Annotated in this window: 17 protein-coding genes and 1 CRISPR repeat array; of the genes, 6 read left to right on the top strand and 11 right to left on the bottom strand. The window is 55.8% G+C overall.

The genetic code is table 11. The features are described from left to right. The first annotated feature begins 11 nt into the window (after positions 1-11). The 6 genes from ccoG to fnr all read left to right on the top strand — a co-directional run bounded on the left by ccoG (position 12) and on the right by fnr (position 6,416). Positions 12-1,418 (top strand): cytochrome c oxidase accessory protein CcoG, encoded by a 1,407-nt coding sequence (ccoG, locus tag OUO13_RS04890; protein ID WP_283172736.1) that lies wholly within the window; start codon positions 12-14, stop codon positions 1,416-1,418. A 255-nt stretch (positions 1,419-1,673) separates the two neighbouring features. Continuing rightward, positions 1,674-2,174, top strand: coding sequence for a FixH family protein (locus tag OUO13_RS04885; protein ID WP_283172735.1), 501 nt, complete (start codon positions 1,674-1,676; stop codon positions 2,172-2,174). Continuing rightward, complete coding sequence (locus OUO13_RS04880; RefSeq protein WP_283172734.1) at positions 2,171-4,636, top strand: heavy metal translocating P-type ATPase; 2,466 nt, start codon at positions 2,171-2,173, stop codon at positions 4,634-4,636. Before OUO13_RS04885 ends, OUO13_RS04880 begins: the two co-directional genes overlap by 4 nt. Positions 4,637-4,639: 3 nt before the next feature. Then, a complete protein-coding gene (ccoS, locus tag OUO13_RS04875; protein ID WP_283172733.1) occupies positions 4,640-4,837 on the top strand; it encodes a cbb3-type cytochrome oxidase assembly protein CcoS in 198 nt (65 codons plus the stop codon). A 67-nt stretch (positions 4,838-4,904) separates the two neighbouring features. Continuing rightward, complete coding sequence (locus OUO13_RS04870; RefSeq protein WP_283172732.1) at positions 4,905-5,564, top strand: sulfite exporter TauE/SafE family protein; 660 nt, start codon at positions 4,905-4,907, stop codon at positions 5,562-5,564. Between the two features lie 93 nt (positions 5,565-5,657). Continuing rightward, complete coding sequence (fnr, locus tag OUO13_RS04865; protein ID WP_283172731.1) at positions 5,658-6,416, top strand: fumarate/nitrate reduction transcriptional regulator Fnr; 759 nt, start codon at positions 5,658-5,660, stop codon at positions 6,414-6,416. Between the two features lie 183 nt (positions 6,417-6,599). On the opposite strand, the gene OUO13_RS04860 is transcribed toward fnr, so the two are convergent. From OUO13_RS04860 to OUO13_RS04810, 11 genes are all read right to left on the bottom strand, one after another. Beyond that, positions 6,600-7,541, bottom strand: coding sequence for a DUF808 domain-containing protein (locus tag OUO13_RS04860; protein ID WP_283172730.1), 942 nt, complete (start codon positions 7,539-7,541; stop codon positions 6,600-6,602). A 195-nt stretch (positions 7,542-7,736) separates the two neighbouring features. Then, positions 7,737-11,845: direct repeats of the CRISPR family, unit length 28 nt; unit sequence TTTCTGAGCTGCCTGTGCGGCAGTGAAC. 129 nt (positions 11,846-11,974) lie between these two features. Then, on the bottom strand, positions 11,975-12,529 hold the full coding sequence (gene cas6f, locus OUO13_RS04855; protein WP_283172729.1) for a type I-F CRISPR-associated endoribonuclease Cas6/Csy4: 555 nt from the start codon (positions 12,527-12,529) through the stop codon (positions 11,975-11,977). Between the two features lie 9 nt (positions 12,530-12,538). Beyond that, a complete protein-coding gene (gene csy3 / locus OUO13_RS04850; RefSeq protein ID WP_283172728.1) occupies positions 12,539-13,564 on the bottom strand; it encodes a type I-F CRISPR-associated protein Csy3 in 1,026 nt (341 codons plus the stop codon). A gap of 15 nt (positions 13,565-13,579) precedes the next feature. After that, on the bottom strand, positions 13,580-14,644 hold the full coding sequence (csy2, locus tag OUO13_RS04845; protein WP_283172727.1) for a type I-F CRISPR-associated protein Csy2: 1,065 nt from the start codon (positions 14,642-14,644) through the stop codon (positions 13,580-13,582). Next, a complete protein-coding gene (gene csy1, locus OUO13_RS04840) occupies positions 14,641-15,951 on the bottom strand; it encodes a type I-F CRISPR-associated protein Csy1 (protein ID WP_283172726.1) in 1,311 nt (436 codons plus the stop codon). The genes csy2 and csy1 overlap by 4 nt, the downstream gene beginning before the upstream one ends. 53 nt (positions 15,952-16,004) lie before the next feature. Further along, the gene (cas3f, locus tag OUO13_RS04835; protein ID WP_283172725.1) at positions 16,005-19,433 is read right to left on the bottom strand and encodes a type I-F CRISPR-associated helicase Cas3f; all 3,429 of its coding nucleotides are present in this window, start codon (positions 19,431-19,433) and stop codon (positions 16,005-16,007) included. Continuing rightward, positions 19,430-20,458 (bottom strand): type I-F CRISPR-associated endonuclease Cas1f, encoded by a 1,029-nt coding sequence (cas1f, locus tag OUO13_RS04830; RefSeq protein ID WP_283172724.1) that lies wholly within the window; start codon positions 20,456-20,458, stop codon positions 19,430-19,432. The genes cas3f and cas1f overlap by 4 nt, the downstream gene beginning before the upstream one ends. 124 nt (positions 20,459-20,582) lie before the next feature. Then, entirely contained in the window at positions 20,583-21,431 is an 849-nt protein-coding gene (locus tag OUO13_RS04825) for a BrxR family helix-turn-helix transcriptional regulator (protein WP_283172723.1), read from the bottom strand. A 381-nt stretch (positions 21,432-21,812) separates the two neighbouring features. Continuing rightward, positions 21,813-22,727 carry a response regulator transcription factor gene (locus tag OUO13_RS04820; RefSeq protein WP_283172722.1) on the bottom strand — a complete coding sequence of 305 codons (915 nt, stop codon included), beginning with the start codon at positions 22,725-22,727 and terminating at the stop codon, positions 21,813-21,815. Beyond that, positions 22,717-26,130 (bottom strand): ATP-binding protein, encoded by a 3,414-nt coding sequence (locus OUO13_RS04815; RefSeq protein ID WP_283172721.1) that lies wholly within the window; start codon positions 26,128-26,130, stop codon positions 22,717-22,719. The genes OUO13_RS04820 and OUO13_RS04815 overlap by 11 nt, the downstream gene beginning before the upstream one ends. A 219-nt stretch (positions 26,131-26,349) precedes the next feature. Beyond that, on the bottom strand, positions 26,350-26,787 hold the full coding sequence (locus tag OUO13_RS04810) for a hypothetical protein (RefSeq protein WP_283172720.1): 438 nt from the start codon (positions 26,785-26,787) through the stop codon (positions 26,350-26,352). Positions 26,788-26,997: the final 210 nt, after the last annotated feature.

Here is a 26,997-nt window from a genome sequence, read left to right as displayed (position 1 = left end):
GATGAGCCGCTATGAGTAATATTCCTGTCAAAGACGTCACGCCCAAATCCGACAGTCTTTACGCCAAGCGCGAAAAGATCTACGTGCGAGAGATCATCGGTTTCTTCCAGAAATTACGAACCAAGACCCTGTGGGCACTGATGCTCGCCTATTACGGCGTAGTATGGCTGCAGTGGGATGGTCGCCAGGCAGTGTATTTCAACCTGCCAGCGCGCCAGTTCAACATTTTTGGCATCACCTTCTGGCCACAGGACTTCATGCTGCTGTCCTGGACACTCATCATCTCAGCATTTGCACTCTTTACGGTGACCAACCTTGCCGGGCGACTCTGGTGTGGTTATACCTGCCCACAATCCGCATGGTCTTTTATGTTCATGTGGGTCGAGGAGCGCATTGAAGGCACCCGTAACGCCCGTATGAAACTCGACAAAGAACCTATGACCGGTGAGAAATTGCGCAAAAAGGCGTTAAAACACCTGGCATGGATTTTTATCGCCTTTCTGACCGGCCTGACCTTTGTTGGTTATTTCTCCCCTATTCGCGAACTGGTACCCAACCTGCTGCAACTTGAAGTCGGTGGCTGGGCCCTGTTCTGGATCGGGATGTTCACCGTTGGCACCTATGTAAACGCAGGCTGGATGCGTGAGCAGGTTTGTATTTACATGTGCCCTTACGCCCGCTTCCAGTCTGTCATGTACGACCACGACACAATGGCCGTATCCTACGATTTCAACCGTGGAGAACCACGAGGCAAGCGCAGTAAAAAAGCCAAGGAAGAAACGGATACAGACCGTCTCGGCGACTGTGTGGATTGTTCCTTGTGTGTACAGGTTTGCCCAACCGGCATCGACATCCGCGATGGCCTGCAATACCAATGCATTGGTTGCGCACTCTGTATCGACGCCTGTGACTCCATCATGGAGAAACTGGAAAAGCCCAAAGGGCTGATCCGATATACCACCGAAGCCGAATTGGACGGAGGCAAAACCCACATCCTGCGCCCACGACTGATCGGTTACGCCACCGTGTTACTGGTAATGGTCAGCGCCCTGGTTTACGCCATCGCCACACGGACTCCGTTCCAGTTGGATATCGAACGTGATCGTGGCGCTTTGTACCGTGTAACACCAAACGATACTGTCCAGAACGCTTACACCCTGAAGCTTCTGAACATGAGTCAGACCACCAAGACTTACCGCCTGAGTGTTGACGGTCTGCCTGGAGTGACCATGGACGTACCAGATGAATACGAAGTACGCGTAAACGAAGTAAAAGAAGTGTCTCTGAACCTGGAAATTGATCCGGTCAAAGCCGGTATCAAACCAGGCAAAGTGGATATCGACTTCGTTGTGGTTGATGAAACTACCGGAGAAGAAGTAGCACGCTCAGAAAGCCGCTTTATCGCACCACAGCTGTAAGCGCATCTGTACACCACCACAGCTACACACCACCACGGCTGTGCGACATATTGCCGCACAGCCACTCTGAGCCAGCAATTCACCGTTATCCGCAGCCTGACCTGCTGCGGATACCCCTAGAGACTCCGGATAGTTGCCGTTAAACTTGTGCCTCTTTTTTCGACCCGCCCTGCCCTGCATACTTTTCAGCTTCCGATGGCAGTACGGCTCCGCTTCCAAACGCATCTCGCGTCCAACCAAGGAAACAAGAATCGCATGACCCCTCAAGAGCCAACTCATCGTCCCTGGTACAAAGAACCCATCATGCTGCTGGTCGCCGGCATTCCGCTGATCGCCGTGTTCTGGGGAGGTGTGATGCTGACCCTCGCGGTCAAGAGTAAGGACTCACTGGTCAGTGACAGTTATTACAAGGATGGTGTCAGCTACACTGAAAACGTCGAAATCGACGCAAAAGCAAAACGCCTGCAGGTAAAAGCCCAACTGGTATTAACCAATGACGAAGCCCGCCTGCAACTGTCCGGTTATTTTGACCAATACCCGGATGTACTGACACTGCAACTGATTCATCCGACCCTGCAAGACCGTGACGTAACGGTTCTCCTGCAGCGTACCGAAGATGGCACCTACGTTGGCATGCCAGAAATCGAACTGCCATCCCGTCGCCACATCTGGCTGCAAAGCCCGGAGCAAGGCTGGCGCGTACGTCTGACCGACACTATCCAGCCTGATCAGGTTATTCAGCTGTCTGCACAATGACCATCAACGCGACCTCCAACTGTTTCCACTGTGGTGAAGCCGTCAAAGACGGCCAGCGCTGGACAGCTCTGATCAACGGCGAAGAGCAGACCATGTGCTGCCCTGGCTGCAAGGCAGTAGCTGAAACCATTGTTGCCAGTGGCCTCAAGGACTACTACCGACACCGTACCGAGCTGCCGGATGTATCCCCCGCCGATTTTGACAACAGCACGCTGGAAGCTCGCGAAACTCTGCTGTTTTACGACAGCGACGCCTTGCAGAAACAGTTCGTCGCGTTTGACAAACCTTCAGAATCCCGGGGTTTTGACAGCACAGCCCCGAACTCATCGGACTACGGCGCCGAAGCTACCTTTGTGATTGACGGTATCAGCTGTGCCGCTTGCAGCTGGCTGATCGAACACCGTATGACACAATTGCCCGGTGTAGAAAAAGCCACCCTCAACCTCTCGAACCACCGCCTGTTCCTGCGTTGGAAATACAACGACATCAAGGTTTCCAGTCTGATCGAAACCCTGCTGCGCCTTGGCTACAAAGCCACACCGTTTTCGGCAAGCTCTCAGGAAGAAAGCCGCCAGAAAGAAAACAAAACCGCTATTCGTCGTATGGCACTGGCCGGTTTTGGCATGATGCAAATCATGATGATGGCCATCCCGACCTACTCCAACATGACAGTACTGCAGGAATTTTTCCTGCGTATGGCTGAAATGGTGCTCGCACTGCCAGTGATTTTATACAGTGGCGCGCCCTTCTTTCGCGCCGCCTACCGTGACATTCAAGCCCGCCACCTGACTATGGATGTACCAGTTACACTTGCCATCAGTCTGTCATTTGGAGCCAGTATCTGGAGCACATTCAACAACGGCAAGGATGTGTATTTCAGCGAAATCTGCATGTTTATTTTCTTCCTGCTGGTTGGCCGCTACTTCGAAATGCGCGCCCGCCACCGGATGAGCCGTGCCGGTAACAACCTGCTAACCCTATTGCCCAACCTCGCGATTCGAGTCGAAAACGGCGAAGACATCCTGATTGCCTCCACCGACATCAACGTAGGAGACATCCTGCGAGTCAAACCGGGTCAGGCCATCGCTGCCGACGGCGTCGTCCTCGAAGGTAACAGCTCCGTTGACGAAGCCGCCCTCACCGGAGAATACATGCCTGTGACAAAAGGCCCAGGCGCCTCAGTCATCGGCGGAACGGTTAACGTCGAAAGCCCATTACTGATGCAAGTAACCGCCACCGGAGCCGACGCCCAGCTGAGCACCATCATGCGCCTGCTCGACCGCGCCCAACAGGCAAAACCGCGCGCAGCCCTGATTGCCGACCGGGTGGCCAGTTATTTCGTAATGGCCGTTCTTGTCATTTCCCTGCTGGTTTTCCTGTTATGGATGCCAAGCGGCGTTGAACACGCCTTCTTTGTTGCCCTGTCGGTGCTGGTGATCACCTGCCCATGTGCACTGGCACTGGCTACTCCAACAGCCCTTACGGCCGCCACTGCCGCCATGCGCGAACGCGGCCTGCTGATCAGCAAAAGCCATGTACTGGAAACACTGCCGCAAATTAACCGCGTCGTCTTCGACAAGACCGGCACCCTGACGCAGGGCCGCCTGACCCTTGATCAGGTAGTCGAAATTACCGATGTGGACCGCAATACCCTGCTGGCACTGGCCGCTGGCCTTGAAAAGTACAGCACGCACCCGATCGCCAAAGCCTTCAGCAGCTTTGAAGGTGTTGTGATAGAACAACCGGAACAGATTTCCGGCCAAGGCGTACAAGGCATCTGGCAAGGCCAACAACTGCGCCTGGGCCGCGCCGACTTCGCCTGCAGCCACCCCGTCAACGCCCCCTCCGGTTCCGGCCAATGGCTGCTGCTGACCCGTGATGATCAGCCACTCGGATGGTTCCTGCTGAACGACACACTGCGCCGAAGTGCAGCCACTGTCGTAAAAGGTCTGCAACAACGTGGAATTTCTGTATCCCTGTTGACTGGCGACCCCAGCGATTCTGGCGCACTGGTTGCGAGCCAACTGGGCATTACCGACCTGCGTACCGGCATGACACCATCCGACAAACTGGCAGCGGTTACCGCCTGGCAGCAAGCCGGTGAAAAAGTCATGATGGTCGGCGACGGCATCAACGACGTACCAGTACTGGCCGGTGCCGATTTGTCATTGGCGGTCAACGAAGCATCAGACCTCGCCAAAACCAACGCCGACACCCTGCTGACCAACGGCCAGCTGGAAGTGCTGCTGCAAAGTATTGATACCGGCCACAAAACCCGACGCATCATCACCCAAAACCACGCCTGGGCGATTGGTTACAACATTCTTGCCCTGCCCGCTGCGGCATCCGGACTGGTCGAACCCTGGCAAGCTGCTATTGGCATGTCCCTGAGTTCCGTACTGGTGGTTGCCAACGCCATGCGCCTGCTGCGCATGAAGGCCATTTCAACCGCGGAGAACTGATTTATGGATTTGCTCTACACCCTCGTGCCGTTTTCGCTGGTGCTTCTAGGCATCGCCATTGTGGTGTTCTTCTGGGCAGTTCGTAGCGGACAATTCGATGACATGGATTCCCCCGCTCACCGCATCCTGTTTGATGAAGACGACAACGGCCAAAAGTCATCTGATGCCGACACCAGTATTTCCCCAAAAAAACCAAAATAGTCCAAAGAACCAGGGCTGAGCCTGACACCCCAGCCCGGTCATCGAACCATCGCACAACAGAATTCCAATGACTGAACCCCTATCCCTGATCACCGCCCTGTTCCTAGGGCTATTTGGCTCCAGCCACTGCCTGGTCATGTGTGGCGGCATTGCCGCCGCCCTTGGCAGCCGCACCCAACAAGCACCGCTGAGCGGCCTGATCCTGTTCAACCTCGGCCGCATCACCAGCTACAGCCTCGCCGGTCTTGCCGTGGCCAGCCTCGGCCTGTGGTTACAAGACCTGCACCAGTCATTGATGTTTGGCCTGCGCACTCTCGCCGGTGTACTACTGGTACTCATGGGCCTCTACATCGCCCGCTGGGCCACCTGGTTAACACGTATTGAACAGATTGGCCAAATACTCTGGAAACGCCTGCAACCCGCCACCGTAACCCTGATGGGCAACCACAGCGCAGGCGCACGTTTTCGCCTTGGCCTGTTATGGGGATTCCTGCCCTGCGGACTTATTTACAGCACCCTCAGCTGGGTAGCCGCCAACGGCCAACCCGTACAAGGCGCACTCACCATGATGGCCTTTGGCCTCGGCACCCTGCCTGCCCTGTTCGCCGCGCAACTGGCCTCCACCAGCCTCTCGCAATGGTTGAACGGAACAGCAACCCGTAACGTGGCTGGCTTGCTGCTTATCAGTTACGGCATCTGGACACTTATCGCCTTATGGCTGCCTTGACAGGCAACCAGTGACGGAAGACCATACGGAATCTTTTAAGGAAACCGGCCTTGTCAGGCATTCTGACAAAGCCGGACAGACACGGTGAACACCATGAAAACGACTCCAGTTGCTCATCCGCCACTGCGCGGCAACCAACCCCACTGCCAGACCTGTTCACTCAACGCCTTGTGTCTGCCACTGTCGCTCAGCGACAGCGACATGGAACGTCTGGATGACATCATTCGCCGCGGCCGTCCGATCCAGAAAGGACAGCTGCTGTTCCAGCAAGGCGACGAGTTCCAGTCCGTATTTGCAGTGCGCACCGGTGCCCTGAAAACCTATACCCTGGCCTCCAACGGTGAAGAACAGATCACTGGCTTCCACCTCGCCAGCGAACTGATCGGCCTGGCTGGCTACGATGCCGGCAACTATCCGCTCACCGCCAAAGCACTGGAAACCACCACCGTTTGTGAAATCCCGATTCACCAGCTGGAAAGCCTGACCGACGAACTGCCAGACCTGCGCAAACAGCTGATGCGCACCATGGGCACTGAAATCCGTCACGACCAGAACATGATGCTGTTGCTCAGCAAGAAAAACGCCGAAGAGCGCGTAGCCTCCTTCCTGATTGACATCTCCAACCGTTACCAGCGTCGTGGCTTCAGCTCCAGCCACTTCCGCCTGCCAATGTCCCGCGTGGATATTTCCAACTACCTGGGCCTGGCGGTAGAAACCATCAGCCGCGTATTCACCCGTTTCCAGAAAAACGAGCTGATCGACACCCAGGGCAAGGAAGTCATCATCCTCGACATGGAAAAACTGTACGAAATGGCTGGCCTGGTATCCGAAGACGAGTGCGAACACAAATAATCGCCTCGCCGCCGCTGCCAACCGTGAAAACGTTTAAGCGTGCGAGCGTGTAAACGCAAATAAAAAGGGCCTGAACATTCAGGCCCTTTTTTATTGGGCTGGCATTCACACCAGCCTGTTCAGCAGCATTATTGGCAACCAACAGCTACACCGCCGCCAATAACGCCAACCGGTCACAACACATTACTCGTGGGAACCACGCACCCGCTCAAAACCCATATGAGCGGCCACCAGCAACGCCCCCGCCAACAGCCCACTGAACGCATTCAGCAACACCGTCACCAGCTCGCCCACCACCATCGACAACACCGGCAGATACGACACACCCGCCGCCGCATCCGCAGAATCACCAATCAGATGATGCAACACCGGCACACCGTGTACCAGAATCGCCCCACCCACCATAAACATCGCCGCCGTACCCACCACCGACAACAGCTTCATCAGCTTGGGAGCTGCTACCAGCAATACACCACCCACTGCCTGCAAACCGGCCGACGGCTTACGGCTCAGATACAGCCCCACGTCGTCCATCTTCACAATGGCCGCCACAATACCGTACACACCCACCGTCATCAGCACCGACACACCGGCCAGCACAATCAGCTGCGACCAGAACCCGGCATCCGCCACCGTACCCAGCGTAATCACAATAATCTCGGCCGACAGAATAAAATCCGTACGGATCGCCCCCTTGATCTTCTCACGCTCAAACGCCACCAGATCGACCGCCGGATCAGCCAACGCCTGGATATGACTGTGATCAGCCTCCGCCGCACCGAACTTCCAGTGCGCAAACAGATGCCAGAGCTTTTCCGCACCCTCGTAACACAAAAACGCACCACCCAGCATCAGCAACGGCGTAATCAGCCACGGCATCACCGCACTGATCAACAACGCCGCCGGCACCAGAATCGCCTTGTTGCGCAGCGAACCAAGACCCACCGCCCACACCACCGGCAACTCACGCTCGGCACGCACACCCGCCACCTGCTGCGCATTCAGCGCCAGATCATCCGCCAACACCCCGGTGGTTTTATGCGCCGCCACCTTGGTCATCGCCGCCACGTCATCCAGCAAAGTCGCAATATCATCCAGCAAAGTAAGAAGACTGGCTCCAGCCACGGTAAAAACTCCTGAGTGTATGGGTAAAACAACGGCCCGAAGAATTCCCGACCGGGTAACAAGCATACCCGCAAGCCAGAAAACAAAGGCGTAGCAACGGCACAGTATCGGAAGAAATGGCAACGGAGAATGGGGCTTGGGGATGAGGTGCGGAGGAATGACAGAAGCCCGATGTCGCAGGGTAATGGCTGAGGATTGCAAAGCTGCCTGTGCGGCAGTGAACTTTCAGGGTGCTGAGGAAGACGTGTTTGGATTTTCTGAGCTGCCTGTGCGGCAGTGAACCCGTCGAGCGCAGCTTGCAGGCCGGTTGTATCTTTCTGAGCTGCCTGTGCGGCAGTGAACCAGCACGGGCTTCTGAATGCGTCATCATTCATTTTCTGAGCTGCCTGTGCGGCAGTGAACCCGTTGTTAACTCTGTAATCGACGATGGCAATTTTCTGAGCTGCCTGTGCGGCAGTGAACCGTCGTTCCAGTCGCTGGTATATGCAACCAGTTTTCTGAGCTGCCTGTGCGGCAGTGAACCCGCACATCATCGCGAAGCTTCTGCCAAATCGTTTCTGAGCTGCCTGTGCGGCAGTGAACCGTCCACAAAGGTGAACAGCTTGTCCGATACTTTTCTGAGCTGCCTGTGCGGCAGTGAACAGTTCCATTACAGATCCTTCCACTGTTCATACTTTCTGAGCTGCCTGTGCGGCAGTGAACCAGCTGGTCCAGTTCAGGGAGCGTCGGCCTACTTTCTGAGCTGCCTGTGCGGCAGTGAACGAGCAACGGGCAGCAGATGTCGCTCACAAGAATTTCTGAGCTGCCTGTGCGGCAGTGAACATTGTGCGTGACGGTACGGCCGGTGATCGTCTTTTCTGAGCTGCCTGTGCGGCAGTGAACGGTCTGGACCTGCAGGGCCCCGTTTTCGCTGATTTCTGAGCTGCCTGTGCGGCAGTGAACCATGCGCCGCGGTACCGCTGGCTGCGACACCATTTCTGAGCTGCCTGTGCGGCAGTGAACACAGCTACGACCAGGTGCAGGCCATGGTTGAATTTCTGAGCTGCCTGTGCGGCAGTGAACGAGCATATACCAGACTTTCCACGAGTCTGGCATTTCTGAGCTGCCTGTGCGGCAGTGAACCTGTAGTTTAAGGGTAAAACATCCAGTCGGTATTTCTGAGCTGCCTGTGCGGCAGTGAACGACTACAGCAACATCAATCGCGCGCGCGTTGCTTTCTGAGCTGCCTGTGCGGCAGTGAACGGTTTTACTTTGCCTGCTACCGCGACAACAGCTTTCTGAGCTGCCTGTGCGGCAGTGAACGAGCAGGCGGATGGTACGTCTGGTGCGCGGCATTTCTGAGCTGCCTGTGCGGCAGTGAACGGAAGGTCGCTGTTACCGGCAGTTACTCAGAATTTCTGAGCTGCCTGTGCGGCAGTGAACTTGCGAAAGCTGCGATTGATGGCGCAGCCATCTTTCTGAGCTGCCTGTGCGGCAGTGAACGTGATTATCCGCCAGCCACTGGCACAACTTCTTTTCTGAGCTGCCTGTGCGGCAGTGAACCTGAAACTCCGTGCGGTGATGGCTCCGAGTCTTTTCTGAGCTGCCTGTGCGGCAGTGAACCTGCGAGTGCGCATGCAAACAATTGTCCTGTTTTTCTGAGCTGCCTGTGCGGCAGTGAACTCGCGTATGGCACCAGTCCGGTTTTCCTACAGTTTCTGAGCTGCCTGTGCGGCAGTGAACGGACATCGTGTCAGCCAGTTGTTTGTAATGATTTTCTGAGCTGCCTGTGCGGCAGTGAACCCAGCTGGCGCTGCTTGCGCATCAGCGCCAGTTTTCTGAGCTGCCTGTGCGGCAGTGAACTAAACGTGTGCCATTACGCTGCCTACTGCAGTTTTCTGAGCTGCCTGTGCGGCAGTGAACTCCGAGAAAAAGGCCAGGCTGTTTGAGATTGTTTTCTGAGCTGCCTGTGCGGCAGTGAACGCTGAACGGCGGATGATGCCGCGCGCTGCGCATTTCTGAGCTGCCTGTGCGGCAGTGAACATCACCGGCACTGGCCCACTGCGTCAGATGCTTTTCTGAGCTGCCTGTGCGGCAGTGAACAGCTGGAATCGATGCGCTCCGGCTTTCACCACTTTCTGAGCTGCCTGTGCGGCAGTGAACCCAATGACTCGTGATCAGTTCGATCGGATCAATTTCTGAGCTGCCTGTGCGGCAGTGAACGATAAGGAATTCAGGGTCTTGAAGAACTGGGATTTCTGAGCTGCCTGTGCGGCAGTGAACGGAAAGTGGCCGTTACCGGCAGTTACTCAGAATTTCTGAGCTGCCTGTGCGGCAGTGAACGCCTTTCGCCAGCCTTGGTCGTGCCGCGCCTTTTTCTGAGCTGCCTGTGCGGCAGTGAACAGATGACGAACTTGCGATCGGCGCAGCGAACTTTTCTGAGCTGCCTGTGCGGCAGTGAACTTGATAGTCGTTGATGTTGTAGACATTGCACATTTCTGAGCTGCCTGTGCGGCAGTGAACAAAATGAATACTCGGCTCTGTGTCCGTTTCACGTTTCTGAGCTGCCTGTGCGGCAGTGAACTTGTGGCCATGATGCTGCTCCCACAGCACCTTTTTCTGAGCTGCCTGTGCGGCAGTGAACGTTGGATCAGTCGGAGTCGTTGGATCAGTCGGTTTCTGAGCTGCCTGTGCGGCAGTGAACTGTTGCTTTACTGCACTGATGGTTATGTTAGTTTTCTGAGCTGCCTGTGCGGCAGTGAACGCTTCATCCTCCAGTTTGCTTGCGTAGTCCATTTTCTGAGCTGCCTGTGCGGCAGTGAACGGCGTCGGCTATCTCGGTTTGCATCATCGTTTTTTCTGAGCTGCCTGTGCGGCAGTGAACTCTGTAGACACAGCTAACGCTCTGCCGTTTGTTTTCTGAGCTGCCTGTGCGGCAGTGAACAGGGTGTAGGCCAGGAAACCTTTTGGTTTTTTTTCTGAGCTGCCTGTGCGGCAGTGAACGACAGATCAATTGTGATAACCGGACAGTCACCTTTCTGAGCTGCCTGTGCGGCAGTGAACTTGGTGGTGTAGAAGCCTACAAAAGGCTTGTTTTTCTGAGCTGCCTGTGCGGCAGTGAACGGCCAGTTTTGCTGACACGGCGGCAGGCGTTTTTTCTGAGCTGCCTGTGCGGCAGTGAACTCTTTAAGTCTGTCCTGGGCTTCTTCGATCACTTTCTGAGCTGCCTGTGCGGCAGTGAACCTGCGAGTCAGTGTTGTTTGTTGGCACCTGCTTTTCTGAGCTGCCTGTGCGGCAGTGAACTCGCCGCTGCAGCCGCTGGTGTTTGATCTGGCTTTCTGAGCTGCCTGTGCGGCAGTGAACTTGAATTATGTGGCGTCTCCGGCTAGCGGTTATTTTCTGAGCTGCCTGTGCGGCAGTGAACAGTTCAGCGGCCATGCGGTCGGCTTCGGCATTTTTCTGAGCTGCCTGTGCGGCAGTGAACACTGACTATCTGCGGTTTGATGGCACTGCAATTTTCTGAGCTGCCTGTGCGGCAGTGAACTTTTGAATCAGAAACCACCCGCGCACTGCACTTTTCTGAGCTGCCTGTGCGGCAGTGAACGTGGTGTCTTTCAGCAACATAGCAGCCGTCAGTTTCTGAGCTGCCTGTGCGGCAGTGAACGGGGGTTGCCAGAGCTGGCCCCTGGGCACAGCTTTCTGAGCTGCCTGTGCGGCAGTGAACCTACTCAGGTGCAGGTGATTGGTGAGCACTTGTTTCTGAGCTGCCTGTGCGGCAGTGAACCCCATGTTGCAGGTGGCTGCGCGGTAGATGATTTTCTGAGCTGCCTGTGCGGCAGTGAACCTGCCTGGTGTTTGAGTGCCACGGGTGCGGGCTTTCTGAGCTGCCTGTGCGGCAGTGAACTACCGCTGCACGCTGGATCTGCTGGTTGTGCATTTCTGAGCTGCCTGTGCGGCAGTGAACCTGGCCTTTCACGATTCTGTTGATCGTTGTTTTTTCTGAGCTGCCTGTGCGGCAGTGAACGGGTACCGGCGAACTGCGCAACATGGCCGAACATTTCTGAGCTGCCTGTGCGGCAGTGAACGGCTTGCTCCGGTTGTTGTGGTTTGCTCTGCTTTTCTGAGCTGCCTGTGCGGCAGTGAACGTTCAATTTGATCTGTCACTAATCAACCTCCATTTCTGAGCTGCCTGTGCGGCAGTGAACGCCACCAAGGAGCTCAAGCTCAGTCAGGATCATTTCTGAGCTGCCTGTGCGGCAGTGAACATCTGACGTGCATTGCTCCGAAATCGGATGTATTTCTGAGCTGCCTGTGCGGCAGTGAACTGCAGCAAGTTACACCTAACTTCCTGTTTGTTAAAGAGCTTCCCTGCTTTTAACTCCAAAACCCTATTTTTCAGGCAGTTTACCAAGCCCTTTAAAATCAAGGACTTGGCAATTGCCCTCAAAAAAGGGTCAGAACCACGGGATGGTGGCGGTAGTGCTTAGTCCGTAGCTGTTAAAGGTGCCATCCACCAGAGCCGTGACAATCTCACCATGTTCGATATACACGCGCATGCTGTTGCCATTCGACAGACTTTTAATCTGTAAAAAAGGCAGATGTTTCAGGTCTTTTTGCTGACTGTCGGGGATGCGGGTTTCAGCCTCTTCCTCGGTCAGCCAGCCTTTGGCGATGGAACGCCTGCGCTTGTTCCAGACGCTTTTGGCCTGAACCCGTCGCACGGTTCGATACTGGCAGACTGCCGGTACAGCCTGAATGCCAGAGATTTGGGTGTAATCCCCCAGCCCTTTCATCCAGCCAGCGGCCATCAGTTTATCGAGCGCTGCGGCGCTGCCATGCAAGCGCAGACGAGCACCCAGCCGTTTACCGAAATCCGGAAAGCTGACGCCAACCTGGCCGGGTACGGTCTGGCTCATTCCTCGATGGAACTTGGAGAACAGGGCATTCAGCAGCACCTGTTCTTCAAACTCAGGGTCGGGTAAGAGGGTTATGTCGAGGTAATAATCCATACACTCTCCTCAACCCGCTTCGCCGAAGACGCCACCACGAATCAGAATCCCCATCACATAATGCTGGTTACCCAATTCTGGAGCCTCATCTTTCAATACCCACTTATCGAGCAGGTTATAGAAGTCTGTCTTGTCTTTCGGCTGACGGTAAGCAGAGCCTCGGCTGGTGACAGAGCCGTAGGGTTCGATGGCAATCGGGCCATAGGTACTTGCTTCCGGATACCAGGTGTCGATGGTGCGGATGGCATTACCGATTTTCTGGGAGTGCATGGCCGCCTGACCATCGACCTGATACAGGAACTTGCTCTTTTTGCTGTTACCTGAGCCATCCAGCACCAGCTCCTGGGATGGGAAGATCTCCTGCCCTGCCCCCAGACGCACAAAGGCTTCTACGCGCAGCAACACAAAGCTTTTGCCACTCAGACCGGTCTGAATCAAATCCGCCAGTGGTTTGATGGCTGCTGGTTGAGTACCAAATTTGCGCAGATCGAAGCTGTGGGCATCAAAGGTCCAGCTATTGGCAACCTTGTTGCCTGCCAGTTGGGACACCTGAATCTCGATTTGTTCTGCACCGACCCGGTTACGCCACAGGAAACGGCCATTGGCGAGGTTTTCAGCGTAACGAGCCGCAAGCTCGCTGAACTGTTCACGCTCGATATAGCCGTTAATAACATCCGCCAGAGCTTGCTGGTATTCCGCATCGTTACAAGCCGATGGTGTCGCCAGATCGCCCAGAACACGCAGGGTAAAGCTGACCTTGAGGGTGTCGCAGTCTTGCGGCAGCGCAGCAATGTCGACGGTCTGCAAGTTAGGCTTCTGGATCTCGGCATCGAGCTTGAGCGGGTCATTGGCAATGGCGGTTTTCAGACGGTTGGAAATCGTGCCCCGCACGGATTTTTCCAGAATATTGATCGGGCTCCAGCCTTCTTGCTGCTGCTTGTTATCCCAGCGTCCTGCGAACATGACGGCATCCGAGTTGGCGTGTTTACGTTCAAAGGCCAGTACGGAGGCGGTTTTCAATTTGTTAGCTGCCATGAGGTCTCTCCTTGATTAATACAATTCGTCTAATGAGTTGAAGTCGCTATCTGGAATATCAATTTCGTCAGATGCGTTGGTTTCCGTAACGGCCAGCGCCGGGTCGGGGATTTCACACAAGTAGGCATCACCGCTGTAGCGGTAGCGCCATAACAGTTGCTCGGGGGCTTGCAATCGGTGCGGGCTGCACCACTCGCCAATGCTGTAGGCACTTTCAACAAAGCGGAACGGCACGCTGTTGTCTCTTGCTCGCGCCACGGCTCCCGGTTCGTACAGGTCGGAAATGGCCTGATAACCGACCGACAAGGGCACCAGATAACCGGATGCTGGTTTGGCTTTACGTTGCCATTCGGCTTTGGTTTCTCCTGGGACCGGTTGCTCTCCCTCCTCCAGTCCGACAGGCTCTGGCTGATAACAGAGCGCCACAAAGTCGAGCCAGCTGTCGAGCAATGAGGTGTCCGGGCTTTGCTCCTGGCGGGCCTGATGATGCTCAGTCAGGAGTGAGGAACGATCCAGCAGCACAAAGCCGGGAATCAGCCGCAGCATCTGACGACGGAAAAACCGGGCGCCATCGTCGGTATCGGCATCCACCGACCAGTAGCGCACCCGTTCGATATGGGTGATGGTGCCCCCCGCCAAACGCTGGGTAACCAGCTTGTCGAGCAGCCAGTTTTCCAGATCCCGAATCCGCTGCTCAGGCATGCCATCACCGAGGTCGAGATCCAGCGGATTAAACTCGCACTCCACCAGCAAGCTGACCGTCATATGCATGCGGCCTTCTTCGTTAAAGGGAGCTGGGATCCATTTCGTTGTGTCTTTTTTATCTTGAACAAGAGGATTACGGCTCAGGGCAAACACATGTTCATAACCGCTGGGCTGCTGGGTTTGCACCTGATGGGAATGGCAAATAATGCCGACGCCTCCCAAACTGGCATGCTCTCCCCAGCGCGCCTGGCACTTGCGCGACAAGGCATGCACAAAGCCGAGAAAATGCGTTGGAGCCGGGAAGCCCCAGGTAATGCCGGAAATGGCGTTGGCGTTTTCGACCCGGATATTTTTCAGTAACAGCAAATGCTTCATACCAGCTCCTCCAGGTCGATCATCAAACGGTAGGCTTCGCGCTGAATCTGTTGTTTGAAATGCGCTGTTTCGGCATCCGTCATCGACAGCTTTTTGGTTTCCATCGCCTTACTGAGTACACGGCCGAAGGTCAAAGCCAGCGGCTTGCACCAGCCTTTACCTTCGCGCTCACACAAGAAGTCATCATCAGTACGGCCGGGGTCCAGCCAGCAGGCTTCAGGTTTTACGCCAAAGGCTTCGGCACTCCAGCCCGGAGACATCAACTGGATGCGCGCCGAATACTGATAAAACTCATCCACCAGAGCAGACACCATCTCTGCCCGTTTTTCCCGAATGTGGATGTTGTTGAGCTGCTGTACATCCGCCCACTCCAGAAAACCTTTCAGATCCCGTACCTGAGCACGAATATGCCGACGGTATTTGAACCAGAAGTCTTCGATACTTTTGGGCGGTTTATCCAGAGTTTTCCAGACTGGAGGCTGGGCATTGAACAAATAGCTGCGCCCGCGCCGCTGACTATTCAACAGGGAAATATTCTGGGGTTTGGTGCCACCAAAGGTCTGAATCGCCAGCGACAGGTAATCGCAAGTACCCTCGTGCCAATACAGGTCCTTGCGTCGGGCATCACGGGCCGCTTTTGCTTCGTCACTGAAGCGGCTGTGCTGAATCTGCTGATAAACCGCGTGATTGAGGGACGATGCCGCCAGCGGTGCCAGCAAGTGATAACCGGATTCAGATTCCGGAACCGGGAAATACAGCTGTTTGGCCAATGTATGGCTGGCCGGATCAAGCACTTTGAGCGCTTCTTTAAAGCCTTGTAGCCAACCGGCCTGTTGTTCAGTGGAGCCGAATGCTTGCAGAGCCGCCACGTCATCCTTGCTGATCATATCCAGCAAACGAACGCCATCGGACTCCAGCAATAACAGGTTGGCCACGTCCAGCGCCGCTGCGTTACCCACTACATCCGCCTTGAGTGCATCAAGGCTGCAGGATGACAGATAGCCACTTGCAGAGATTTTGTCAGCCACCAGCATCAGGCTGGTGCCTTTGGCATCACTGTGGGTGTATTTGATGGCATGACTGACAAGGCTGATCTGCTTGGCTCGGCTTGCAGCATCGGTCAGCCATGCATCCGGCTTGAACGAATCCAGCAAAGCCTGCTTGCGCTGCTGCCAGTCCAGACGAAACACAGCAAACGCATCAGCGCTTAGTTCTTTTTCAGCCTTGGCGAGTTCTTTTTCCAAGGCTTCCAGTTTGGCCGCACATCGCTCAGCGATGTATTGGCGGATTTTATCGGTCAGTTCCATTGCACCTCCTTTCAGGTCCCTGGAGTTTGAAATGTCGTTTGATATAGCGCTTGTTACTGAATTTCGCGGAAGACCCCTAACCACGGATGGTATTGCCACACTTCAGCCCCGCTGTCGTTGAGCCTGCGCAGCCGAATCTCGCAAAACTGTTTGCTGATGCCTGAAACTTCCCGCCCCATGTCTTCGGCCAACTGCGCGATCAGCTGTTTTACATCGGTTTCGATCCATGCCGAGCAACGTTTATTGGCATTGAGCTCCGGGTAGTCGAACGTGCTGTGGCTGGGCAGCAGTAGCCCGTCGCTCTCACGAATACGATGAAATTCAGGTTCTGCGGTTTCGTCTTCCTGAAAAAGCACATATGCATCATCAGCGCTGGATTTGCGGAATGGTGTCCGCCGCTGCATTTCGGCATGCCAGCCCGGGGACGGAGATAACTGCCACCAGCGATCAGCGGGGGTTCTGCCTGCAATCTGAACGGCCTTGTTTTCAAACAGGGAGGCAATCAGATGCAGGTGCTCGATCTGAACCAGACTGGTGCCGTCCTCAGCTCTGGCAGGCTGCACAATCCGGGGGATGGATGAAACCGCCTGCAAGTCTTGCTGATCCACACAACGGCGTATTGCCCGGTGATCGGCATCAAGACATAACCGGTTTGCTTGTCCTGCTGCCCTGGCTTCAAAGCCTGGCTGGGTAAACACCAATCCGGATTCGGAGCGGTGATCAACAAGCTGTTTAAGAGCCCGGTAGTTGTAATTCAGCACCAGCATATTGACTGTTGCAGGTGGCTGTTTGCGATGGCGCTGAATCCGCCCGGCCAGCTGAATCAGCGAACGCATGGAGCTGGGTTCGGCAATCGCCCAGTCATAATCGTGATCGCGCCCAACCTCGGTAACCGGGGAGCCAAGCACGACAAACAGGTGGTTTTGCTCCGGATAGGTATCCAGCGCTGTTCGAATTTCCGGTTGCTCCCAGAGCTTTTCCGGCTCATGGCGACTCAGGGTACTGTCGAGCCGCGCCTCGATTTGGGATCGCACCAGCAAGGGATGCTGACTGTGATACACACAAAGATGCAGACGTACATCCGCCGGAACGTCACCCTCAATCAGATGTTTGGCCACAGCGGTCAGCGGGTTGATATTGGCCATACGAATCAGGCCCAGAGATACCCGCTTGCCAGTTTTCGGGTCAGTTTCTGCATGCTGCTGATGCAGGCGCTGCATGCCTTGCCAGCAGCTCTCGGCTATAGCCGCGATGATGCCGTTTTTATCCGCAGCCGTTGCAACATCCAGCACCTCGGCACAACGTAACGCCTTGCCGGGCTGTAAATCCGCTTGCAGATGCTTCACCCGTTGTTCAACAAAACCGGCGTTGGCTGTCTTGAAGGCCTGCTGATCCAGACACTGTGCTGACGATGAATCAAACTCATCAAACCAGGCACAGCAAATTTGAGTGACTTGCCCAGGGCTGCCACAGGCTTTGTCAAATTGCTCCCAACCGGCCCGATAGGCACTGAACAAGGCCGTCAGCATGGCAGGCGGCATACTGGCGGATGACAACAACACACGACTGCCCAGCATGCCCGCCCAGTTCACCAGACGGCATAAGGCGGGCAAATCCGTTGAGTCAAAGTCATCGGGCTCATCGAGCACCAGATCAGACGTCAGCAAGCGCAGCATCGGAGCGATCTGCTTGCCACCGCGCACGCCTTCCGTTGAGGGCATCAGGTGATCGATCGTCGACACCAGCACGGGGGCACTGAGCAGCTGAAGGACTTTGGAGGGTTTGCCATCCGGGCTCTGCCCCAGCCAGCGCCGCAGCGGACCGTCATTGAGGGTGCCGTCATAGCTGACGTGCTGGGTATCATCGAGCAGATCCGAAGAGGATTCACTGCCACTTTGCTGCGCGTCGGTCGGCTTATCCGACTCGCTACGGCGACGATGCAACTCCTGCACCGCCTGAGAACCGACCAGCACCGCCAGTTCATCCGAATCCAGCTTAAGCCGTTCTTTTAATGCATCGCCGGTTTGCAGAGTCAGGGTTCTGAGGCCCAGCGCCACACTGAAACGACAACCCTGCTGCTCTGATGCAAGGCCATACATAATGCGGGCATTGGCAAAGGTTTTGCCCTTGCCGGTGGATGCCATATTCACGCCGAAAAAACCCTGTCTGGCCGATGCGACCGACAACCCCACAGCCACATCAAATGCTTTGTCTTGCCAGCGGTAGGCCGGTTTTTTGGATCTGGCTTTCAGGGTTTTATGTGATACCAGCACCGGCAAACTAGAACGCAAGTTAGGGAGCTGGCGCGCCAGTAACAAGGCGTTCTGGCCAACCCCAATGTTGTGCTCATCCAGCCGCTGTTTGAGTGGACGCTTGCCATTGCCATCACGTTTATCGGTATTGGCATACACCTGGTAGCTGTCGTCCCACCATTTGGTTTGTTTGTCTGCAGCGGAGTAACTGTGATCCGCCAGCATCAGCGACAAGCGTGCCAGATGACTGCTGAAGTGATCCTGCAGCAGCCAATGATGCTCAGCATCAATCAAGGCCGGTAATTTCAGCGCCCGCTGGGCCAATTGCCGTGCTTTATCACACCAGCGCTGACTGGCGATTGGCGTGCCTCTGGCGAAGGTAAACAGCTGTTCCCACTCGTCGGCAGTCCAGTCATTACGCAGACATTGGGAGGAGTTCCAGGGCGCAAACCAATCCCGGTGGTCAAGGGTGATTCCAGTGAGTTCGAGCTTTGGGATTCTTGAGCTTTCGTCTTCGATTTCATCGGCTTTGCTGGCTTCACGAGTTGGATATACCGGCAAACGATGATGACTGAGAATCAACCAGCCAATGGTCTGCGCCAAAGGTTTGCCTTCCAGCTGAACAAACGGATTTTTCAGGGCGGCTTCACGATTTTTCCGGAACTCAGCCAGCTGATCCAGACACCGTTGGTCGTCAGCGGTTTGAACACTGGCCAGAGCAGCCAGCCATTGCTGGTCACATTTGCCACGTACAAAGGCCACAAACATCAGCAGCGATAACCATTCATGACGCAAAGGCTCCTGCATTCCACGTTGTCCACGCAGCTTGAGCTGAAACAACGCATTGGCCTTGCCAAAATCATGAAATAACCCGGCAATGCCCGCCAGCAAGGCAATGACTTCGGCGGTGTGCCACTGGTTTTCAGAATCGGATTTCAACACATCCCTCTCCGTCGAGTTGGTCGGCACCCTGCCCTGTGCGTTGAATCTGCGGGCGTTGCCGACAATCCATTCCAGCTCCAGTTGCTGGGTGCCGCGAACCCGGTGGCAGGCAACGGCGGTATTTCTGCGGGCGGTTTTGCGCAGCAGCATACGTACGGTTTGCAGCCCTTCCAGAGTGACCGGCCCTTCCCAGGTACGGTCACCTGCCCGTTCAAAAAACTGATCAAGCACGCGACGGGTTTCGATCAGGGCTTTTTTACCGCATTGGGATTTGATGGTAACGATCATGCTTTGCTGCTTCCTTGCTCGGGCTTGCCAGCTTGCTCTGGCTTTCCAGTTTGCTCTGTCTTGCCAGTTTGCTCCGCAACGGCCTTGATGGCGTCGATCATGCGGTCAAGCACATCGTATTTCTGGAACTGGCTGACGAGTTGCTGGCGAAACTCTGTTTCGTCGTGGCCAGCCATTGCCGAGGTAAAAGCAATCGGCATAACGATGGCGTCTTTGATCAGGTCGGCAACGTCAAATACCAGGCCGCCCCGGCGAGTTTTGCCATGCAGAACCGCCAGGCCATGCGGCAGCCCCAACACCCAACAGGCAGTGGCCGCGAGGCCATACGCCAGATAGTTGCCGTGGTCGAGATAACGATTGGCAAGGTCGGTGCCGCCGCCTTGTTTGGCGCGGGTAAAGTCACCGTAATTGGTGGCCTGACAGACCAGCTTGTACAGCGCCTTGGTCATGCTGGCTTCGGTACTCAACACGTCGTTGCTGTTGTTGGAGTCCGCCAGGCGTTGCTCGAAGGACTGGATAACGCCGTCGAGTTGCGACAGGGATACCGGAAACTCCAGCTCGCGGCTTTTCGAGAGTTTGCCCCAGATTTCCTTGAGGTTTTTCAACCGTTCGGTCTGAAAGTGAATGGCTGCATCGAGGCGCAAATCATCGTCGAACCAGAACCGGCACCAGAGCTGAAGGTACTCAGTCGGACGATATTCACTTTGGGAGGTCAGCCATTCCACGTCGACTTGTACTTCATTCACAGCAAACAACGGTGTTCCACCTCCACCGCAAAATCCGATCAGTACACCCGCTTTGGCAAACTCACGCACAGCGGCCTGAGTAATCGAAGTGCCGGTTCCGAGCAGAATCACCGTGGTGTTGGCGATGGGGATATTCCAGTAAAGAGACTCTTTACCAGCTTCGGTGACGTATTCAACACGACCGCCATTCACCAACACCCGGCAATACTGCAGGTAATACAGATTGGCCCGCTTTGAATGCAGGATGGTTTTTAATTCTGATGGGCTGAAATCGTCCATTTCGTACTCCTCATATTCCGTTACTGTTGCCGACCTTAAACTTCCTGCCAATCCTGTATGTCTGCACATGTCGCTTCAGGCGACATATCCAACTCATCCCATCTCGACACCGTCCAAACTACATTCACGGCAGCCACTGCCGGATTTCATTGAGGTTGGCCAGCACCAGTTGCTGGGCGGCGGCGTTGCCGTCGAGCATTTTGTAGTTCACCTGCATGTCGCGAAGGAGGTAATGAGCAAGTGCGGCGCGGGTTGGAATGCGCAGTTCGCCGTTGGTCATGCTGTAGTCCACACACACGACTTCTTGTTGCAGTGGCTGTAGTCGCGGGTCGGGCTTGAGAACAATTTCAACCAAGGTGTTCCAGCGTTCATCGGCTGGCAGTGGCGCTATTGGCGGGCCGGAAAGCTCCGGGTTGCCACGAAAGCGGCTGAGTACAAAGTCGCGGTAGTCGCTGCTTTTTTCGCACCAGGCACGCAGATGCCAGCGCAAGCCGGTTTTGACGAAACAGGTGGGAACAATTACCCGTCCATGAGGTTCCGGGTTGCTGACGCTCAGGTATTCCACTTCCAGGCGTTGCTGCTGGCGCAGGGCGCTGACCATTGGCCGGATGACGTCGACCGGTATGGTGCGTTTGGCGACAGGCAAGGCTTCCATGGGCAGGTTGGTATGCGTTGGTAACTGCTGCCAGCCATGGATATGGTTGAGGTATTCGTCGACGTCACCGCTGATGATCACCGGCTGAAACGTCTGTGCAGGGCGATAACATTTACTGCGGTTGTCGTACCACAGCTGTTGCGGAAAGCTGGTGAGGTAGGTGTTGATGTCTTTGCTGGCCTGTTGGCGGCCTATGTCAAAGGTGCTGGTGATATGTGTGGTGTTGATACCACCTTCCCACCAGGCGAGCAGTTCAATCAACCACCAGCGCGGGTTGGGGGTTACATGCGGCGCGTTAGCGCCAGAGGCAGTGGTCAATTCAGCACATCCTTGTTGTGAACCAGAGCACACTGTATCGGTGTTTTCTTTACGCTGGCAACGATTTACATCAGCGGATTGGTTGTTGGCAGAAGAAGGAATGTTGCGGGCGCCAGTCCATCCAAAGTGGCGAACGGTTGTCTGTGCCAACGCCGGTGTATGCCGCAACGCTTTCGTGGCTAACAGCCACTCCTACACATGAGCGGTTGGCTGTACCTACGCCAGTGAATGCCGTAACGCCTTCATGGCCAACAGCCACTCCTGCACATGAATGGTTGTTTGTACCGACGCCGGTGAATGCCGTAATACTTTCGCGGCTAACAGCCGCTCTTACACATGAACAGTTGTCTGTACCGAAGAGCGGCGGTTATTGCGCCGCTCTTACAGGTCAACGGCGCTATCGCCGAGGATGCGGATCGACATGGCGGCGGCGGCGGTGCGGTTGTCGACGCCGAGTTTGCGGAACATGAGTTCGAGGTGTTTGTTGACGGTGCGGGGGCTCATGTTGAGGATCTGGGCGATTTCCCAGTTGGTTTTGCCGTAAGAAAGCCAATAAAGCACTTCTGATTCGCGGCGGGTGATGCCGAGTTTTTCACGTAGTTGTTCGGGTTTGCCTTCGTCGGAGCAGGTTTCCAGGCGTACCAGATACTGGCCGTTCTGGTGTTCGCCGCCGAAGTGCGCTTGCACCGGGCTGCCGAACCCTTCGAGCCATACCGGTGCCGGTTGTGGGCCTTGTTGTAACCAGTTCACCAGCTGCTGGCCGAGGAATAACCACAGGTCGCTGTCTTCTCCTTCGGCCTGGCTGACCAATCCGTGCACATGGGGTGTGGCCCATAACAGCTGTCCGGTCTGGTTGATACAGAGCAGAAACTGGCCAGCCTGGTCGAGGGCGTTGTGGGCGCTCAGCATCAAACGGGCGTTCTGGCTGTGCACACGAATGCGCGCCAGCACTTCCTCGGCCTTGATCGGCTTGGTGACGTAGTCCACCCCTCCCGCATCAAACCCTTTCACAACGTGTTCAACATCGGTGAGGCCGGTCATAAAGATCACCGGCACCATGGGCAGTTGCTGTTTGATGCGGGTACAGGTTTCAAAACCGTCCATGCCCGGCATCAGGGCGTCCATCAGGATGACATCGGGGGTGATGCGTTGCAGGATCGCCAGTGCCTGTTGGCCACTGAGGGCCACCAGTACGGTGAGGCCAGCGGCGTTTAATGTCTGGTTCAGCAGGCCGAGAGAATCCGGTGAGTCGTCCACCACCAGTACGATGGTGCTGAGTGAAGGGTCATTGTTCATCAATCAGGGTATCCAGGCTGCTGAGGATTTTTTCAAAGTCGCATTGGGCTGCCAGTTTGCGCATCCAGCTGGCAAATTCCGGGCTGCAACGCTGGCTGGCTTCGAGCTGGTCGAGGTTTTCATTAAAGGCGGTCAGGTAACCAATCTCGGCCCAGCGTTTCAGTTCGTTGAGATAGCGACTATCGGGTGCCTGCAGATTAACCGGATGGTCGGCCTGCTGGCCAGAGGCAGACGGCTCCGGCGCACGAAGTTGCCAGTCGATATTCAGGAAAGTGCTGAGGGTGTCGAGTAGCTGGTTGATGTCCAGCGGTTTGGCCAGGTAATGGTTGTGATACCGGCCACGCAGCTGGTGCTGGTCGGCTTCGGTGGCGTTGGCCGACAGCATCACTATCGGCATCCGGTAGCCCAGTTCGCGTATCCGAATAGCCAGCTGCCAGCCGTTGATGCCGGGCATCAGTACGTCCAGCAAGGCCAGGTCTATCGGGTGTTCGGTTTTGCGTTGTTCCAGAACGCTCAGGGCGCTGGTGGCGTCTTCGGCCTGCACAATCACAAAGCCCAGCGGTTCGAGAATGTCGGCCACCAGCTGGCGCTGTATCGGGTCGTCATCCACCACCAGCAGGGTCTGCGGTTGTCCGAGGTAGCCGGTAATGCGGCTGAAGTCGCTGATCACCGGCTGGCGGGTATTGAGCTGGCGCGGCAACAACAGGGTCAGGGTGAACTCGCTGCCTTTGCCGCTTTCGCTACGGCAGGCAATATCACCACCCATCAGGTGCGATAACGCCCGCGAAATGGTCAGCCCAAGGCCGGTGCCGGGTATCGACCGCGTTGATTCCGAACGTACCCGCGCAAACGGCACAAAGATGGTGTCGAGGTCGTGTTGGTCGATACCAATACCGGTGTCGCGCACCACAAAGCTGGCGATTTCGTTGCGGTAGTGCACCTGCAGGCTGACATTGCCTTTGGGGGTGAACTTGATGGCGTTCGACAGCAGGTTGATCAGAATCTGGCGCAGGCGTTTTTTGTCGCCACTGACCCGCTCCGGCAGGTTCTGCGGACGCACGTACTCGAAGGTCAGGCCTTTGCTCTCCGCTTGCAGGCGGAACATGTCGGCGATCTGGTCGATAAAGTTGCGCAGCGGAATATCATCGCGCTCCAGCTCCAGCCGTCCTGCTTCGATTTTGGAAATCTCCAGCAGGCCTTCAATCAGATCGGCAAGGTGTTCACCGTTACGATGAATGATGTCGGCGAATTGGCGTTTGTCGGTGGTCACCGTGCCATCGTTCTTGAGCAGCTGGGCATACCCCAGCAGGATGTTCAGCGGTGTACGCAACTCGTGGCTGATCCCGGCCAGATAACGGTTCTTGGCCTGGTTGGCGTTTTCGGCGGTCTCTTTGGCTTTTTGCAGTTCGGCGGCGGTGCGTTCGTGGGCTTCGATCTCCTGGTTGAGCAGGATGGTCTGCAGGCGCGATTCATTGACGGCGGCCTGGTTGCTGCTGCGCGCCAGAATAAACAGCCAGCTCACCACACCAATCAGGATGGTGAGCAGGAAGAAGGTTTTGACAAACGCCGCTCCCAGCAACTGGTGTTCGTCCATGGGCAGCGGAATCTGTACGTATACCAGCATCAGGATAAAGGCCACCAGCAGGCTGAGGCCGCCCAGAATCATCACAAACTGCCCCGACGACGACCACAACCAACTCATGATGCGTGTTGGCATCCACGGGCTGAGCAACTGGCGGAACTGGCTGGAAACGGTGGCTTCGGTGCGACAACCGTTGTTGCAACGCACGTCCAGCGAACAGCACAGGGAGCAAATCGGCTGGCCGTAAGCCGGGCACGCGTGCATGTCTTCCGGTTCAAATGCCATCTCACAAACGCTGCAGGTCTGTTCCTGAATCGGGCTGTCAGTGGCAATTGGCTCGGGGGCTTGAGGCAACAGGTAATAACGGCTGCCGGTGGCCCAGGCGATTAGTGGCGCAGTCACAAAGGGCAGGAAAAACGCCACAAACGAGGCGGCAGCGCGGAAGGTGTCGCCAAATACCGACAGGTGTCCGAGCAGGCCGACCACCGATGCCAGCAGCATCGAACCAACCCCCACCGGGTTGATGTCGTACAGGCACGAGCGTTTGAACTCGATGTGTTTAGGGCTGAGGCCGAGGGGTTTGTTGATGACAAGGTCGGCCACAATCGAGCCGATCCACGCCAGCACCAGCACCGAATAAATCTGCAGGGTGCGTTCCAGCGCCTCGTATACGCCCAACAACATCAGCATCAGGGCGATGGTGACGTTAAACAGAACCCACACCACTCGGCCAGGATGGCTATGAGTAATACGTGAAAACCAGTTCGACCAGGCCAGTGATCCGGCGTAGGCGTTGGCGACGTTGATCTTCACCTGCGACACAATCACAAACGAGGCCGCCAGCCATAACGCCAGGGTTTTGTTGTCGGTGAGGTAACCAAACACCATCTGGTACATATAGGCGGGCTGCCCGGCTTCGGTCGCCGCCAGCCCATGCTGCAAGGCCAGATAAGCGAGGAAAGACCCTAGCACCATTTTGGCGGCACCCACCACAATCCAGCCGGGGCCAGCGGCAAATACCGATACCCACCATTGCCACTCGCGCCCCGGCCGCGCTGGCGACATAAACCGCAGAAAATCCACCTGCTCGCCGATCTGCGCCACAATCGACAACAACACCGCCGACGCCGCGCCAAACAGCAGAAAATCAAAATGCGCCGCCTGTTCCTGACTACCCAATCCGGTGTAATCCAGCCATTCGCCGACACCACTGTCGGGATGGGTGAACACAAAATACAGCGGCACCAACTGCAGCAGTAACCACAGCGGCTGCGACAACTGCTGAAAACGGCCAATGTTGGTAATACCGTGGGTCACCAGCGGTATCACCACCAGTGCACTGAAGATATACCCCGCCACCAGCGGCAACCCCAGCAACAGCTGTAAGGCCGTCGCCATTACCGCGGCTTCGAGGGCAAAAAAGATAAAGGTGAACGAGGCGTAAATCAGCGAGGCGATGGTCGAGCCCAAATACCCAAAACCGGCCCCCCGGCTTAACAGATCGATATCCACGCCATAACGGGCGGCGTAATAACTGATCGGGAAACCGCTCAGCAGCACAATCAGGCTCACCGCGGCAATGGCAGCCAGCGCATTCGGCACACCATAACTGAGGGTAATCGCCCCGCCCAGCGCCTCCAGCACCAAAAACGCAACAGTGCCCAACGCGGTGTTCGCCACCCACCCCATCGACCAGCGCCGAACCCGCCGGGCAGTAAAGCGCAGCGCAAAATCTTCCATCATCTCGTTGGCGATGAGTTTGTTGTAGGTACGCCGCGGCGCCACCACGGTGTTGGCTTTCATGCGGGAGTCGGAAGTCATATGGCCCTGGGTATCCGGATTCTAACGCCTGTGGCAGGGAATAACGCCAGCGCAATCCGGTCACTACGTTATTTAACGTAGCCGTGATTTGACCAGGGTTTCAGAAAAGGCTTTTGATTATCAAAAAAGCATTGCACAAACCTTATGCAATGGATTTTTGGCAGCGAAATTAACCACGCAGAGTGATGTTAACCAGACAAGTACTTTAGTCGCATTCTTTTAGCGAAGCGGCAAATCGATGGACGAACAAGTGGCATCACCTGTGATCCAGCGTTTGACATCGGCCGTGTAAATTCCGGTCTGACAGCCTTTGAACAACGAGCAGTCATGACGATTTTCATACATCGCCAGAGAGGAACGATCGCCCTGACGGGACAGATTCATCGAGAATACGCTGTCTCCGGGTCCATTTTCCCGGGTGTAGTTCAATACCGAAATCGACGCGACATTCGCTGAAACACCAACCAATTGAACCAACCGTCCTTCCCGATCGCTTTCGTTCCGCGACCAGCACAACATTCCCCGTGTAAACAGCATATCGGCCGTTGCTTCGAGCGGTTTATCGACAGTGACAGCAAGCGTCTCGACCGGGCGATTACCCGCACAAGCCACCATAAACAAACTGCCCAACAACACCCCCACCAGCTTGCCAACCATATCCCGCTCCATTGGTTCCTGAAAAAACGGCGCCATCATAACGCCCCAGCCAGTTTGACAGCGAGTAACCGTCGGACGTCGGGCGTCGGGCGTCGGGCATCGGGCATCGGGCATCGGGCATCGGGCATCGGGCATCGGGCATCGGGCATCGGGCATCGGGCATCGGGCATCGGGGCCGTTCTTGTGGGCATAAATGCCCACACTACAACA

This window comes from Parathalassolituus penaei, assembly GCF_026626885.1.
In the GTDB taxonomy this organism is placed as follows: domain Bacteria; phylum Pseudomonadota; class Gammaproteobacteria; order Pseudomonadales; family Oceanobacteraceae; genus Oceanobacter; species Oceanobacter penaei.
The sequence above is the reverse complement of the archived record's forward strand: the minus strand, read 5'-3'. Positions and strand labels throughout refer to the sequence as shown.

Bases quoted from the DNA above. Each gene is read 5' to 3' on its own strand.
- ccoG (WP_283172736.1), top strand. From the start codon at position 12: ATGAGTAATATTCCTGTCAAAGACGTCACGCCCAAATCCGACAGTCTT.
- OUO13_RS04885 (WP_283172735.1), top strand. From the start codon at position 1,674: ATGACCCCTCAAGAGCCAACTCATCGTCCCTGGTACAAAGAACCCATC.
- OUO13_RS04880 (WP_283172734.1), top strand. From the start codon at position 2,171: ATGACCATCAACGCGACCTCCAACTGTTTCCACTGTGGTGAAGCCGTC.
- ccoS (WP_283172733.1), top strand. From the start codon at position 4,640: ATGGATTTGCTCTACACCCTCGTGCCGTTTTCGCTGGTGCTTCTAGGC.
- OUO13_RS04870 (WP_283172732.1), top strand. From the start codon at position 4,905: ATGACTGAACCCCTATCCCTGATCACCGCCCTGTTCCTAGGGCTATTT.
- fnr (WP_283172731.1), top strand. From the start codon at position 5,658: ATGAAAACGACTCCAGTTGCTCATCCGCCACTGCGCGGCAACCAACCC.
- cas6f (WP_283172729.1), bottom strand. From the start codon at position 12,529: ATGGATTATTACCTCGACATAACCCTCTTACCCGACCCTGAGTTTGAA.
- csy3 (WP_283172728.1), bottom strand. From the start codon at position 13,564: ATGGCAGCTAACAAATTGAAAACCGCCTCCGTACTGGCCTTTGAACGT.
- csy2 (WP_283172727.1), bottom strand. From the start codon at position 14,644: ATGAAGCATTTGCTGTTACTGAAAAATATCCGGGTCGAAAACGCCAAC.
- csy1 (WP_283172726.1), bottom strand. From the start codon at position 15,951: ATGGAACTGACCGATAAAATCCGCCAATACATCGCTGAGCGATGTGCG.
- cas3f (WP_283172725.1), bottom strand. From the start codon at position 19,433: ATGATCGTTACCATCAAATCCCAATGCGGTAAAAAAGCCCTGATCGAA.
- cas1f (WP_283172724.1), bottom strand. From the start codon at position 20,458: ATGGACGATTTCAGCCCATCAGAATTAAAAACCATCCTGCATTCAAAG.
- OUO13_RS04820 (WP_283172722.1), bottom strand. From the start codon at position 22,727: ATGAACAATGACCCTTCACTCAGCACCATCGTACTGGTGGTGGACGAC.
- OUO13_RS04815 (WP_283172721.1), bottom strand. From the start codon at position 26,130: ATGACTTCCGACTCCCGCATGAAAGCCAACACCGTGGTGGCGCCGCGG.
- OUO13_RS04810 (WP_283172720.1), bottom strand. From the start codon at position 26,787: ATGGTTGGCAAGCTGGTGGGGGTGTTGTTGGGCAGTTTGTTTATGGTG.